This is a genomic window from Actinomyces slackii (assembly GCF_900637295.1).
Lineage (GTDB): Bacteria > Actinomycetota > Actinomycetes > Actinomycetales > Actinomycetaceae > Actinomyces > Actinomyces slackii.
The window spans coordinates 432,204-446,861 of the sequence record NZ_LR134363.1 but is presented as its reverse complement, the minus strand read 5'-3'; the positions used below and the strand labels follow the sequence as shown (position 1 = coordinate 446,861).

6 protein-coding genes are annotated in these 14,658 nt (G+C 71.1%); 4 read left to right on the top strand and 2 right to left on the bottom strand.

The features are described 5' to 3' along the window. Positions 1-10: 10 nt before the first annotated feature. A complete protein-coding gene (locus tag EL266_RS01780; RefSeq protein ID WP_051281203.1) occupies positions 11-4,891 on the bottom strand; it encodes a DUF3418 domain-containing protein in 4,881 nt (1,626 codons plus the stop codon). A gap of 280 nt (positions 4,892-5,171) precedes the next feature. Here EL266_RS01780 and EL266_RS01775 point away from each other — a divergent pair, with 280 nt between their 5' ends. From EL266_RS01775 to EL266_RS01760, 4 genes are all read left to right on the top strand, one after another. Continuing rightward, a complete protein-coding gene (locus EL266_RS01775) occupies positions 5,172-7,619 on the top strand; it encodes a DUF7926 domain-containing protein (RefSeq protein ID WP_126412059.1) in 2,448 nt (815 codons plus the stop codon). A 256-nt stretch (positions 7,620-7,875) separates the two neighbouring features. After that, positions 7,876-10,503: a calcium-binding protein gene (locus tag EL266_RS01770; RefSeq protein ID WP_126412057.1), complete on the top strand. Its 2,628-nt coding sequence runs from the start codon at positions 7,876-7,878 to the stop codon at positions 10,501-10,503. Positions 10,504-10,865: 362 nt separating this feature from the next. Further along, on the top strand, positions 10,866-12,374 hold the full coding sequence (locus tag EL266_RS01765) for an ATP-binding protein (protein ID WP_084500793.1): 1,509 nt from the start codon (positions 10,866-10,868) through the stop codon (positions 12,372-12,374). Between the two features lie 291 nt (positions 12,375-12,665). Continuing rightward, positions 12,666-13,718, top strand: coding sequence for an endonuclease/exonuclease/phosphatase family protein (locus tag EL266_RS01760; protein WP_084500778.1), 1,053 nt, complete (start codon positions 12,666-12,668; stop codon positions 13,716-13,718). 43 nt (positions 13,719-13,761) lie between these two features. On the opposite strand, the gene EL266_RS01755 is transcribed toward EL266_RS01760, so the two are convergent. Then, positions 13,762-14,577, bottom strand: coding sequence for an alpha/beta hydrolase family protein (locus tag EL266_RS01755; protein ID WP_026427062.1), 816 nt, complete (start codon positions 14,575-14,577; stop codon positions 13,762-13,764). Positions 14,578-14,658: the final 81 nt, after the last annotated feature.

Genomic DNA, 14,658 nt, shown 5'->3' with positions numbered 1-14,658 from the left:
GGCGCGGGGCTCAGGCGATGGAGGCGGCGAGCTTGGTGATGCGCTGGGGACTGACCTTCTGGGAGGTGCCCAGGGTCTGGGCGAACAGGCTGACGCGCAGCTCCTCGACCATCCAGCGCGCCTCATCCAGCGCCGCCTCGCGCCGCGCGTCCGGGGGCAGCCCGGCGGCGCGGGCCCGGGCCCTGTCCACCACGGCCAGCGCCTCGCCCACCTGGTAGGACAGGGCGGCGTCCTGGGAGGCGGCCGAGGGCGATGAGGCGGCCCTGTCCACCCGCAGGGCCAGCGCCTTGAGGTAGCGGGGCAGATGCACCAGGCGATCGGCGGGCGTGGCGGTGATGAAGCCGTCGAAGACCAGCTCGGCGGCGTGCTCGCGCACCTCCTGCAGCGTGGTGAGAAGGCTCAGGGAGGAGTGCGCCCCCACGACTCGATCCACCTCCCGCTGGGCTGAGAGCGTGCGCACCACGATCTGCGCGATCCGGTGGACCTCGTCCTCCAGCTCCTCGCGCATGGCGGCCACCAGCTCGGCGAAGACCTCCCGACGGCGCACCTCGGCCAGCAGCCACCCGGTCCGCCTCGCCCATCCGCCGGCCACGGCCCGGGCGGCCGCCAGCTGGAGGTCGGCCACCAGGGCCTCGGTGCTGCGGTACGGGGAGGCGGCCAGCGTCAGGGACTCCTGCCCGCTCCAGCGGCTGGTCACCCTCCCCACGGGCAGGGCCGTGCGCGCCAGGGCCAGGGCCGTGACGCCGGCGGGGTGCTCCCGCTGCTGGTCGACGGCGTCGGGCAGGATCACCAGATCGGCGCTGGGCGAGGGAGTCTGGGAGGCCCGGCCCCCACCCGCCTGCGCTCGACCCGCGCGATGGGCCGGGTCCCCAGCGCTGGTCCGCAGCCGCGCCGCGCCACCGGCGGCCACCAGCGCCGGGTAGCCGCGCACCACGAAGCCCGCCGCCCCCGTGGACTCCACCGTGGCCGGGATGGTCGAGGCCTCCGGCTCCTCCAGCCCCGGGATGCCCGAGGGCCAGTCCTCCAGGGCCTCGCGCTCCGCCATCCCCGCGCGGATCGCCCCATCCTGGACCGCCGGAGTGCTCTGGCCGCCGCTCTCGGTGCCCGGCGCGCCGCCGGCTCCGCCGGCCTTCGAGCCGGGATCACCGCCGGCCCTCGGCCGACCGCGCCGCCCCTTCCCGCCGCGCCCCGAGCCGCCGCCCGCCCGGGCGCCGCTGAGTGAGTCGCTGAGTGAGCCGCCGCCCGCCCGGGCGCCACCGGCCTGCTCCACCGCCTCGGCCATCGCCTGGGCCAGGGCGCCGCGAACCGCTGAGCGCACCGCGTCCTGGGTGCTGCCCGACAACCGGCGCTGAAGCTCCACCAGATCCTTGGAGCGCCCCAGCGCCCGCCCCTGAGCGTCGATGCTGACGAAGGCCATGCGCAGGTGGTCCGGAAGCCGCTCGGCGGCCTCATCCCAGTCCTCCCCGCTGATCTCCACCTCCCGCAGGCGCCGCACCACCTGGCAGAAGGCCTCCTGGAAGGAGACGGCCGGGGCACTGGCCCCCGACGGCGTCGGGTAGCCCTCGGCCAGCGCCTGCCAGATCTGAGCGCCCACATCGGGGGCGGGCACCAGCTGGCGGCGCACCCGCTTGGGCAGCGCCCGGATGGTGGCCACGCACAGCTCGGGGCGCAGTCCGGGCACCAGCCAGTCGAAGCCCTCCGGCTCCAGGCGGCCCAGGACCTCCACGGGGATGCGCACGGCGACGCCGTCGTCCCGGTGGCCCGGCTCGAAGACGTAGTCCAGGGGCAGGGTCAGGTCGGCCTGGACCCAGGTGTCGGGGAAGCCGGAGGTGTCATCCCCGCCGGGCAGCAGCAGCTCGCGGGTGAAGTCCAGCAGGTCCGGGCTGGAGCGCCGGGCATCCTTCCACCAGGCGTCGAAGGCGGCCGCCGAGGTCACCTCCTCGGGGACGCGGTCGTCGTAGAAGTCGAAGAGCGCAGCGTCATCGGCCAGGAGCCCGTGCTCGCGGCGACGGCGCTCCACATCCCCCAGCTCCTCGACCAGCTCCCGGTTGCGCTCGACGAAGGCGTGGCGCGCATGCCACCCGCCCTCGATGAGGCCCTTGCGCAGGAACATCTCACGGGCAACGTCGCGGGCGGCCTGCGTGCCCACCGCGGACAGGGGGACGGGGCGATCGGCGGCCAGGGTCATGCCGTAGAGGAGGACCTTCTCGTGGACCATGGCGGCGCCATGGCGAACCGACCAGTAGGGCTCGCCGTAGACCCGGCGGGCCAGGCCCGCCCGCTCAGCCGCCTCCTCGATCCATCGCGAGTCCACCTTGGCCACCGTGCGGGCGAAGAGCCGAGAGGTCTCGACCAGCTCGGCGCTCATCACCCAGTCATAGGTCTTGCGGCGCAGGCCCGAGCCCGGCCAGATGGCGAAGCGCGTGCCGCGGGCCCCGGCGTACTCGCGCCGCCGCTCATCCCAGGTGCCCACATTGGACAGCAGGCCCAGCAGGAGGCTGCGGTGGATGGCGTCGGCGTCGGGGGTGTCCGCGCTCCTGCCCAGGGCGACCACGGCGGCGGCCACGCCTCCATGGGCGATCTGCGCGGCGTGGGAGCCGGGTTCCAGCGCCTGGGTGGCGGCGCGGATGGAGCGGGCCGTGGGCAGCTCGACAGGGGCGGCGCTCAGGCCCAGCTGCCGGGACATCTGCCGCAGCTGGGTGTGGACGTCCTGCCACTCGCGCACGCGCAGGTAGTGGAGGAACTCGGCGCGGCACATGCGGCGGAAGGCCGAGCCGGACAGCTCGCGGCTCTGGGTGCGCAGGTAGCGCCACAGGTTGAGGTAGGTCAGGAAGTCGCTGGTGGGGTCGGCGAAACGGCGGTGCATGGCATCGGAGGCCTCCTGCCGATCGGCCGGGCGCTCGCGGACGTCCTGGATGGACAGGGCCGCCACGATGACCAGGACCTCCCCGGCGCAGCCCAGCTCCCCGGCCTCCAGCAGCATGCGGCCCAGGCGCGGGTCGATGGGCAGGCGCGCCAGACGGCGGCCGATGTCGGTCAGCCGCGGCCCGCCGGAGCGGGGGCGGGCGGCCTCGGGCTCGATCGCCCCGATCTCGGTGAGGAGCTGGAGGCCCGAGCGCACCTGCCGGGAGTCGGGGGCGTCCAGGAAGGGGAAGTCCCCCACCGCCCCCAGGCCCAGGGCCGCCATCTGGAGGATGACGCTGGCCAGGGAGGTGCGCAGGATCTCCGGCTCGGTGTAGCGGGGGCGGGCCTCGAAGTCCGCCTGCGAGTACAGGCGGATGGCGATGCCGTCGGCCACGCGCCCGCAGCGCCCGGCGCGCTGATCCGCGCTGGCGCGGCTGACCGGCTCGATGGGCAGGCGCTGGACCTTGGTGCGGTTGGAGTAGCGGGAGATGCGGGCCACCCCGGGGTCGATGACATAGCGGATCCCCGGCACCGTCAGGGAGGTCTCGGCGACGTTGGTGGCCAGGACGATGCGCCGCATCGTGTGGGCCTCGAAGACCCGGTGCTGCTCGGCCGCGCTCAGGCGCGAGTAGAGCGGGACGATCTCGACGCCGCCCGGCGCGCTCGAGCGCCCATCGGGGGAGTAGCGCGCGCCCAGGTGGTCGATGAGGGCCGCCTCGGTGTCGCGGATGTCCCGCTCCCCGGCCAGGAAGACGAGGATGTCGCCGTGGGGCTCGGCCATGAGCTCGTCGACGGCCTCCAGGATGCCGGTGACCTGGTCCCGGGGCTCAGTGGGCTCGGCGCCCTCAGGAAGGGGGGAGCCCTGGCGGCCCCCGGTGGCTGCGCGCGATGAGGAGGACGACGACGGAGGCTGTGGCGACTGTGGCGACTGTGGCGACGGTCCTGGTGAGCCGGCGCGCAGGGCCTCGCGGCGCGCTCGGGCGGCGGCGCGCACGGCCGGGTCCGGGGAGGTCAGGGCCTCGAGCTCGGCCTCGGTGAGCTCGCCCGGCGCGGCAGGCGGGGCTGGGGCTGAGGCGCCTTCCGGTGGGCTCTGACCGCCGGGGTCGGCGAGCCGCGCCTGCGCCGGCGGATCCGGCTGGAGCGGGCGGTAGCGGATCTCGACGGGGTAGGTGCGCCCGGAGACCTCGATGATCGGGGCGGGCTCGGTGGAGTCGCCGGCGCGGTGGGCGCCGAAGTGCTCGGCGAAGCGCTGGGAGTCGATGGTGGCCGAGGTGATGATGACCTTGAGGTCGGGGCGCCTGGGCAGGAGGCGGGCCAGATAGCCCAGGATGAAGTCGATGTTGAGACTGCGCTCGTGGGCCTCGTCGACGATGATCGTGTCGTAGCGGGACAGGCTCGGATCGGATTGGATCTCGGCCAGGAGGATGCCGTCGGTCATGAGCTTGATGAGGGTGGAGGCGCCGACCTCCTCGGTGAAGCGCACCTGATAGCCCACCACGCCCTGGCGGCCGATCGGCGTGCCCAGCTCGGAGGCAATGCGCTCGGCGACGGAGCGCGCCGCGATGCGCCGTGGCTGGGTGTGCCCGATCATCCCGGTGAGGCCGCGCCCGAGCTCCAGGCAGATCTTGGGCAGCTGGGTGGTCTTGCCCGAGCCGGTCTCCCCGGCGACGATCACCACCTGGTGGTCGCGGATCGCAGCGGCGATCTCCTCCCGACGAGCGCTGACCGGGAGCTCCTCGGGGTAGACGATGGGCGGCACCGACTCGGCCCTGGAGGCCAGCTCCTCGGGGGTGTAGCCGCGCCAGCCGCTCCCGGCGCGGCCCGCGGACCCGCGCCGGGAGCCTCTGCGCGTCCTCCTGGGCCTCTTGGACGTGGATGTGGACGTGGACGCCGCACCGGGACGATCGCTCCGCGTGGGATCCTTCTCGGGGCGCGAGCCCTCCGCGGCCTTGTCCAGGGGCTGGGAAGCTGCATCGTCGATGTTCATAGGGCGCCCATTGTCCCCCACATCCCGCCGATGGCGCTGGCGCGGCATGTCCGCGGGGGCGATGGCGCGAGCGGCATGGCGGTCACGAACGGGTCTCATTGGCATCTCGAAGTGATGACGGGAGATGTTCATTTTCTATCGGGAACTAAGATGATGGGGCTGTGCCTGGTGCCGCCGCTGCGGGGAGCAATTCCTGTCACGTGGCGGCCTGTCCTCCGGCACGGCCGCACTGAGATGCGACATCCCCACCCGTGCGAGCTGCTGCTCGGAAAGAGGTCCCATGCCCACGTCCACCATCGTGGCGGCCAGGCGCTCGTCGCGCGCGCTTCCCGCCATGGCTCTCGCCGTGATCCTCGCGACCCTGAGCATTGTCGCGGGCTCCCCTCTACCGGCTCAGGCCGCGCCGAATTCTCAGATAGTCGTGGATCGCCTCTCCCTGGAGAAGGTGGATGCCAACGGCATCTCCCAGCCGGGCGTCCTCAATATCACCGAAATCGCCAAGCTGAGCTTCACCTGGGACGCCTCCTCGGCTGATCTGAGCTCCGGCGACTCCTTCACCGTGGGGCTTCCCAGCGAGTTCAATATCCTGGTCACCACCCAGACCTTCCCCGTGCAGGTCGAGTACCCCCAGGGCTCGGGCACGATGGTCGAGGTGGGGTCGTGCACCACGACGTCCACCGCCTTCACCTGCACCTTCAGCAGCAAGGTCGATGAGCTCAAGGCCGAGGGCTTCGACGGCTTCAAGGGCTCGGGCTTCATCCTGCTCAGGGCCATGTCGGGAACGGTCACCAACACCTCCAGCTTCAACGCCAACGGCACCGCCCGGTCCGTCACCCTGCCTGCCGGCAGTCCCATCGGCGTCCCTGGCTTCCGTGAGGTCGGGATGACGAAGAACGCCACTCTCATCACCGCAACCTCGACGTCGATGATCTGGGAGGTCTCCTTCGGCTCGAGCTACATCAGCCGGCAGCTCGACGTCGACGGCGAGCCGCTCGCCCTGGACGGCACCACCCGCCAGACCATCACCCTGACTGACACGCTGGGCGAGGGACAGGCCTTCTCCACCGACCTGTCGCGCTGGACCTTCATGATGCGCAACAGCGCGGCCGAGCCGAACTCCAGGGGCGTGACCCTGACCAATGCCAATGGGCGGGACCTCACGCTGGCCTACGGCGACTTCGACCTGGGCGTCGAGCTCAATGGCCGGGAGGCGACCATCACGATCACCGGTCCTTTTGCCGCCTCGACCAACTACCGGGTCATCTACCCGGTCACCTTCACCACCGAGGCCGGGACCCCGATCCCCGGCGCCAGCTACTCGAACACCGCGGGCGTCGACGGCACGACGACGTCGGCCTCCGGGGTGCGCAACTATGTGGATGCGGCCGGGGTGACGGTGGAGAAGGCCCCTGGGTTCGGCGGTTTCGAGGTCACCAAGCTGGTGGCCGGCAACGCCGTCGCCAGCCTGAGGCCCGGCACCACCTTCGATGTCACGGTGAACTATGTGCTGCCCAAGGCGGCCTCCGAATACCCCGACTGGTCGGCACCGGGCACTCTGGGGGCCGATGGCGTGACCGGCTCGACCACCTTCCCCGTCACCGTGGGCAAGAGGAATCCCTACATGGGGACCTTCCCCCAGGGCACCAAGGTGACGCTGACCGAGGATGTGGCCTCAGCCGATCCCGCCGCCAGCGGGTACTCCTGGGGCGCCCCGGCCTTCGTCGTGGGCGGCAGTGGCGCGCGGACTGAGAGCGCCAGTTTTGTCATCGCCGACCAGGCCTCCACCGCGGTGAGCCTGACCAATACCGCGACGATCGTCATGCAGGGAACCTTCTCCGTGTCCAAGACGGTCACCGGTGTTGAGGCTGGGGACAAGGACTTCGTCTTCTCCTACACCTGTGGTTCGCAGACCGGCTCCATCACCGCCAAGGGCGATGGCACGGCCGTCGAGGTCGGCGAGACCTTCCCGGTGGGCACCTCCTGCACGATCACCGAGGATGCCGACGCGGCCGCGATCGAGGGCTACACCCTCACCCCGCCCCAGCCGCAGACGATCACCATCGACACCGCTGACCAGGCGGTGGCCGCGAGCTTCACCAACGCCTACGCCCCGGTTCCCACTCCGGAGCCGAGCCCGTCCCCGACGCCGAGCCCGACGCCGGAGCCCACTGAGGAGCCGAGCCCGACGCCGGAGCCCACTGAGGAGCCCAGCCCCTCGCCGTCGCCGACCGAGGAGCCCAGCCCCTCGCCGTCGCCGACCGAGGAGCCCAGCCCGTCGCCGTCGCCGACCGAGGAGCCCAGCCCCTCGCCGTCGCCGACCGAGGAGCCCAGCCCGTCGCCGGAGCCGACCGAGGAGCCCAGCCCGTCGCCGGAGCCGACCGAGGAGCCCAGCCCGTCGCCGGAGCCGACCGAGGAGCCCAGCCTGTCCCCGGTGCCCACCGGGGAGCCCTCCGCGTCCGTGGAGCCCACCGAGGCGCCGAGCCCGTCGCCCGAGCCCTCAGAGCCGACTCCCACTCCTGAGGCCACCTCCACCTCAGGGGGCGCCGCGAGGACTCCGGCCTCGGCTGTGCCCGCTGGGCCTGGCGCGCCCACGGCGTCGTCGTCGCCGATGCCGGGCGCCTCGCTGGCCCGCACGGGCGCCCAGGCGGCTGGGATCGGTGCCGCGGCTCTCATCGCCGCGCTGGCTGGAGCACTCCTCCTGGCCCGCGCCAGGCGCTCGCAGGCCTGAGCGTCGTGCGCGCCATCACGGACCATTAGTGGATCAATGCAGTGACCCCCGTCGATGAGGCGGGGGTCACTGCATGGTGGGGTGGATGCCCTCCATCTGGCGGCGCGCTGACCTCCGGGAGGCGCTAGGTTTGGTCACGCTCCGATCATGGCCCCTCCCGTGGAGCGCCATCACTCCCCATGGAGTGTTGCGGAGCGCACGATCGCGACAACCCCTGTGCCCCGCTCGGGTGCCCGACCCTCCCGAAGAGAAGAACATGACGCACGGTATCCGTCGAGGCCACGCGGCAATGGCCCTCGCCGTGGCGCTGACCCTGAGTCTGAGCGCCTGCAAGTCAGACGCGCCCACCGCCTCCAGCACGGCGACCGCCCCGCCCACCGCAACTGCGGCCCCGATCGACGAAGCGGCCGAGACCACCAATGACATCCAGCGAACTGGAAGCCTGACCACCCCCAGGGCGAGCGCCGAGCCGGGAGGCGACTCCGGGGAGTCCACCCAGGAGGAGGCCGCCACCACCGGCGATGGCGCGTCCGAGGAGGCCCCGGCGCCTGCGCAGCCCGCTCAGCCCGCCCAGCCTGCCGCGCCCGCACCCCAGGCCCCTGCCGACGCCGCCCAGGCCGGCTCCAGCCAGCCCGAGCCCAGCACGGGCGGCGTCGACCTGGACACCTATATCGAGCAGGAGGGCCTGGGACAGGCCAAGGCGGCCGGTCAGGTCGACGTCGTCCCCTCCCTCAAGGAGGCCCAGTCCTCAACCTCCGGCGCGGAGCACATCGTCGTCTCCGACGGCGCCTCCCACGTGGACTTCCAGCGCGGCAAGGATGAGGCCGCCGGCGCCGACGTCACCATCGCGGTGGGCGGGACCACCTACGGGGCCACCTTCACCACCGAGGTCACCGCCCTGGCCTACGACTTCGGCGACGACGCCGGCACCGGCCTGCAGGAGGCCATCGACCTGGCCGCCTCCCGCGGGCTGGGCCTGCGCCTGGCCGCGGGGCAGAACTACACCCTGAGCTCAGGGCTCACCCTTCCCGACGCCCTGCCCTACCTGGACGGCAACGGCGCCACGCTGACCGTGACCATCGCCGGGGGCAGCGCATCGCGGCCCGCCGACGCCATCACCCTGGCGGCCAAGTCCTCGGGCACCGTGGTCACCAACCTGACGATGAACCTCAAGGACAGCGCCTTCTCCCGCGGGATCGTCGGCGACGCCCTGACCCAGACCACCATCAGCCGCGTGTCCATGGTGGGCCTGACCTTCCGCGGCATCCAGCTCTCCGCCAACGGCGGGCCGCTGACCGACATCCGCATCGAGAACAACCGCCTGGAGAACGTTGAGGCCGACGCCTCCCACAAGGGGACCGTCTACTCCCTGCTGGTGTCCACCGCGCTGAACAATGCCGGCACCCCCTATGCGTCGTCGGCCAGCCCCATCTGGGACCAGTACACCGCCGAGGGCACGGTCAGCCCCAACGTCCACGAGGCCTCTCGCATCACCATCGCCGGCAACAGCGTGCACGGGGGCTACTACGGCCTGGGCCTGCACGGCATGACCAGTTCCCTGGTCAGCGGCAATGTCGTCAGCGGCAACGTGCGCAACATCTCCATGCAGAACAACGCCTCGGGCAACCTGGTGGAGAACAACTACCTGTCCAACTCCCGCTCCTCCAGCGTGCACCTGGCCTACAACTCCGACAACAACATCGTGCGCTCCAACACGATCGTCTCGGACCGCGCCAGTGGCCAGGGCCTCCTCCAGGCCTACCAGGGCAGCGAGGGCAACACCTTCTCCAACAACACGATCGACCTCAAGTCTGGCAGCGCCGCCGCATGGGTGCTCTACGTGGGCACCGACTCCTCCCGCACCACCTTCACCGGCAACACCGTCACGGGTGCCGCGTCCAAGGCCATGGTGGGCATCGAGTCGGTCTGGGATGGCAAGTCGGCCGCCTCGGGCCTGAGCTCGCGCAACGCCTGGTCCTACATGGGCGCCGGCTCGGTTCCCAGCCCCGTCGACGGCAGCGCCCAGAGCTACAACGGCGGCAACGGCCCGCTGACCGACGTGGCGGTCGAGAACAACGTGTTCGTGCCCAACGCGGCCTCCGTCCCGGTGGTCTACGTGGGCGCGGAGGTCTCGGCGGGCCGTGACGGCTCCAAGAAGATCGTGGGCCATGTCACCGGGCTGCGCCTGACCGGCAACAGCGTCCTGGGCAGCGCCTACTCCGAGCTGATCACCACCCACAAGGGCAGCCTGTCCGGCATCGGCTCGGCCACCATCGAGGGCGACACCTCAGTGGGCACCGCCACCGCGGGGGCCAGCGCCCTCAGCGGCGGAGACGGGGATGACTCCTTCATGATCGACGACGCCGGGGACTCCATCACGGACACCGGCGGCACTGACACCGCCTGGGCCAGTGTTGACGCCACCCTCCCCGAGGGCGTGGAGAACCTCCGCCTCGTGGGCACGGCGGCCAAGGGCACCGGCAACAGCGCGGACAATGCCCTGACTGGCAATGCCGCGGACAACACCCTGTCCGGCGGGGCCGGCAATGACACCCTGTCCGGTGGCGAGGGGAGCGACACCCTGACCGGTGGTGAGGGCGCGGACAGCTTCGTCATCGACGCCCGCCTGGACGGCTCGGTCGACACCATCACCGACTTCGCGGCCGGGCAGGACACCCTGGTGCTGTCCACCACGGTCTTCGGCGAGCTGACGGGGCAGTGGCTGGCCCCGAAGGGCTCGGAGACGGCCCAGACCCGCGTCATCCAGGACGGCGACACGCTGCTCTTCGATGCCGATGGCTCGGGGACGGCCTTCAAGCCGGTCGCCTTCGCCACTGTCTCCGGAGCGGGCGCCCTGACCAGGGCGAATATCGTCGTGCGCTGAGGCGCTCCGGACGAGGGTCTGCGTACCGGACGTGGGTTTGCGTCATCGCACTGGGGTTAGCACAGGGGCGATTGACGCAAAGGCACGTCCGATACGCAGAGGCACGTCGACGACGCAAGGGCACGTCCGCGGCGCGTCGGCCCGTGTGGCCCGTCCGGCCTATCGCGGCCGACGCCGGCGACCCGAGCTCGACACCCCGCGCCCTGGCCGGTCTCCGGTGATCATGAAGCGGCATCACACACTGCTCAGTGAAGGCCTCACTGTAGGAGATGACTGCGTCACTGCACCGAATGAGGGCCTCAGTGTAGGAAGTGGTCACCTCACTGTAGTCAGTGAGCCTCTCAGTGAAGTACACTGACGCCATGACTGAGGGGACTCTCACTGATCACGTGGCCCGTATCCGCAGGCAGGGCGAAGATGATGCGCGTGTTGAAGTCAAGGCGGCCGGACGCGGGCTCCCCAAGAGTGTCTGGGACTCGGTATCCGCTTTCGCCAATACGGAGGGCGGACTCATCATCCTTGGTCTGGATGAGGTCAGCGGCTTTGCGCCTGCCCCGGGCTTCGATGCGCGGCGGGTGCGGGACAGCCTGGCGGCCGGCCTGGATAATGCGGCGGGAGCGCAGGCCAAGGTCAGTCCGATTCCTCCCCACACGATCCGCCGCAGTGAGGTCGATGGCGCGAGCGTCGTCGTCCTGGAGGTCATCTCCCTGCGGGAGGTCCAGGGCGCGCCGATGCCCTGCTACGTCGTCGCCCAGGGGATCGAGCGGGGCAGTTACAAGCGCGTGGGTGACGCGGACAAGCACCTGACGCCCTATGAGGTCTACCTGCTGAGCAGTCGGCACCGCACGGAGCGCATCGACCGGCAGCCCGTGCCGGGTCGGAGCATCGACGATCTCGACCCCGAGGCCATTGACCGGCTCATCGCTCGCCTGCGCCGCAGGTCCCGGGCGCTGACGGGCATCGCGGATGACGATATTGCCGGGGCGCTCAAGCGCATCAACGTGCTGACCCCCGAAGGCGAGCCGACCCTGGCGGGATACCTCACCCTTGGGATCTACCCCCAGCAGGAGTTCCCACAGCTCACCATTGATGTCACCGTCCACCCCGGTAGGCAGAAGTCGCACGATCCTGCAGTCAGATTTGTTGACAGGCAGAACTGTGATGGCCCGATTTCGCAGGCCATTGACGACGCCGTGCATGCGGTTCTCCGCAACCTGCGCACGCAGCGCGTGGTCGTGGGGACGCGCGGCAGTGATGTCACCGAGCTCCCTGAGGATGTGTTGCGCGAGGCGATCGCCAATGCTGTCATGCATCGCGACTATTCTCTTTATGTGCGGGGGCAGCAGGTGGCCGTGGACGTCTACCCGGATCGTGTGGAGGTGACGAGCCCCGGCGGATTCTGGGGGGATCGGACCAAGGAGAACGTCGCCGAGGGGCGCTCGGCATCGCGCAATGAGGATCTCGTCCGTCTGCTCACGGTGGTTCCCATGCCGGATGGGGAGTCAACTGTCTGCGAGAACCAGGGCTCCGGAGTTCCCCTCATGATCAGCCGAATGAGGGAGTGGGGCCTCCCGGATCCCAACTACAGCGCCTCGACCATTGATCATGTGGTAGTGCGCCTGGCCCGCTCCGCGTCAGAGGATGTCGATGCTGCTGAGTTGGCGGTCCTCTCTGTTCTGGGAACTGAGCGAGCGCTCACCGCACGGGAGATCGCTGAGGCCACGGGCAGGAGCCTCGGTGCCTTGAGGCCGCTCCTCCGTGAGCTTGTGAGCCGCGGGCTCATCGTCGCCACCGCGCCTCCACAGAGCCGAAACCGCGCCTATGTACTTCCGGATACGTATCACGATACGCCGCAGACGTTCGCAAGATGAGGGGCGGGTGCTGAACGAAGAAACCCCGCACCGGGTGCGGGGCTCTACGAATCGGTGCTCGGAGAACTCTTTCATCTCTAGCTACCGGCGCAAACTCTACCAGGCAGGAACTTGGTAAGGCAAGCGGTTGGGTGTCGACGGGCCGGCCCGTGCGGCCCATGCGACCCACGCGGCCGACGCTGGCGGCCCAGCCCGGCTCCAGGGTTTACGAGGCCCTGGCCCACCTCCGGTGTGGACAATGGCACCCGGCGGTGATTGGCGGGCCGCGGCGGCCTCTGGTTAGGTGCCACCATGACTCGACTCCTGAGCCGTCGCGCCCTGGGATGGGCTGTGGCCGCCCTGATCGCCCTGGTGGCGCTAATGAGCATCTGGCCGCCGGCGACCATGCAGCCCTTCATGGCCCAACTGATCGCCCTGCGCTCCTTCCAGGTCGTGGGCTGGGCGCTGCTGGGCCTGGCTGTGCTGGGGATCGCCCTGCTGCGCCGTCGACTGGCCCGCCCCGGCGCTCACCGCCCGGGCTTGCGCACGGGCTCGCTGGCCGCGGTGCTCCTCATCGTCGCCCTCGTCCACGGCGGCATCATCGTCTCCCGGGGCCTGAGCCCGCGCTCCGAGGCCCCCCAGGACAGCCTGACCGTGCTCAACCTCAACACCGAGCGCGAGGACGTCCCCGCCCGGGACGTCGCCACGGCCGCCACCACGGCCAGTGCCGACATCATCGTCCTGACCGAGACCAGCGAGGACTACGGTCAGGCGCTCGCCGGCATGCTGACCACCGAGGACTTCACCGTCTACACGGCCGTCGGCGCGCCCGGATGGCAGGACACGGAGCCCGAGGACGGCGGTATCGATCCCGTGCGCGCCACCACGGTGCTCGTGGCCTCGCATCTTGGGCAGTTCCGGCAGGTCGAAGGGCCTCAGGGCGCCGGGCGCGGCCTGGTCCGCCTCGAGCCGGTGGACGGCACCGGCCCGGTCATCATCGGTGCTCACACCTACCCCCCGGTCCCCGGCTACATGAGCCTGTGGCGCTCATCGACCGCCGTCGTCGCCTCCCTGTGCCAGGCGCCTGCCCCCGGCCTCATCCTGGTCGGCGACCTCAACGCCACCCGCGACCACGCCCCGCTGCGCGACCTGCACGAGTGCGTCAGTGCCGGGGAGCAGGCCGGCATCGGCGGCCTGGCCACCTGGCCCACCGCGACGGGCACCACCCTCATGGGGGCCACCATCGACCACGTCCTCATCGACCCCGGCGCCTGGCAGGCCCGCAGCGGCGAGGTGCTGGACCTGCCGGGCTCAGACCACCGGGCCGTCGTCGTCCACCTCACCGAGCGCCCTCAGGGCCACTGACGGGCTCCCGGCTGGCCGACGACGCCCTGGGGCAGCCCCGCTCTCACCTCAGTCGCCTGGTCACCCACTCCACGCCCAGGCGGGCCGCCTCAGCCCGGGCCTCGGCGGTGGAATCGGCGGAGACCTGGACCAGCTGGCTGCCGTCGGGCAGCAGGGGGAAGCCCTCGGCGGCGGGGGCGGCTGCGTCGGGCATCTCGGAGGCCAGGACCCCGTACATCATGAGCACCGGCCAGGGGGCGTCGGCCATCGTCGTGGCCGGATCCTGCATGGAGACATCGGCCAGGGTCTCCTTGGACAGGACGTTCCAGGCGCGGGGGTTGGGGTTGTCATCCACGATCCGGGTCAGGCCGTGGCGGGCCAGCTCATCGAGCTGCTCGGGGGAGAAGACCTCCTCCCACAGGATCGACTGCGGCCCGACGACGGCCCCCACCAGCACCGCGGTGCGCACCTGCTCGGGGCGCCCCACCAGTGCCGCCGTGGCGCCGAAGCCATTGGCGTGGATGGCCTGCTGGGTGTAGCCGCGCTGGGCCAACCAGCCGCTGACGGCCCGCAGGTCCTCGGCCTGGCCGCCCAGGGTGATGACGGCGTCATCGGACTGCCCCATACCGGAGAAATCGATGGCCAGCGTGGCCAGACCCGCCTCCCGGTAGGCGGCGGAGACCTGGTCGAGGTGGCCGTCCAGACCCCGGCGGTCGGTGAGGAAGTCGTGGGCCAGCAGCACCACGCCCTCCTCGCGCTCCGCCGCAGGATCGGAGACGGAGGGCTCGTGCCCGGGGTCGAGGGGAGCGGCGCCCTCGGGCAGGAGGAAGGTCCCCGCCAAGGTGATTCCTCGGGGGGTGTCAATTCGGACGTCGCTCATGTGTTTAACCTAAAGCAGAGCATGGGAATATTTGTCGACTGCGTCTGGGCACCCCGACCGATTGCGCTGCCAGCGTGATAG

Excerpts from the sequence above, each read along its gene's own strand:
- EL266_RS01780 (WP_051281203.1), bottom strand. The coding sequence starts at position 4,891 with ATGAACATCGACGATGCAGCTTCCCAGCCCCTGGACAAGGCCGCGGAG.
- EL266_RS01775 (WP_126412059.1), top strand. The coding sequence starts at position 5,172 with ATGCCCACGTCCACCATCGTGGCGGCCAGGCGCTCGTCGCGCGCGCTT.
- EL266_RS01770 (WP_126412057.1), top strand. The coding sequence starts at position 7,876 with ATGACGCACGGTATCCGTCGAGGCCACGCGGCAATGGCCCTCGCCGTG.
- EL266_RS01765 (WP_084500793.1), top strand. The coding sequence starts at position 10,866 with ATGACTGAGGGGACTCTCACTGATCACGTGGCCCGTATCCGCAGGCAG.
- EL266_RS01760 (WP_084500778.1), top strand. The coding sequence starts at position 12,666 with ATGACTCGACTCCTGAGCCGTCGCGCCCTGGGATGGGCTGTGGCCGCC.
- EL266_RS01755 (WP_026427062.1), bottom strand. The coding sequence starts at position 14,577 with ATGAGCGACGTCCGAATTGACACCCCCCGAGGAATCACCTTGGCGGGG.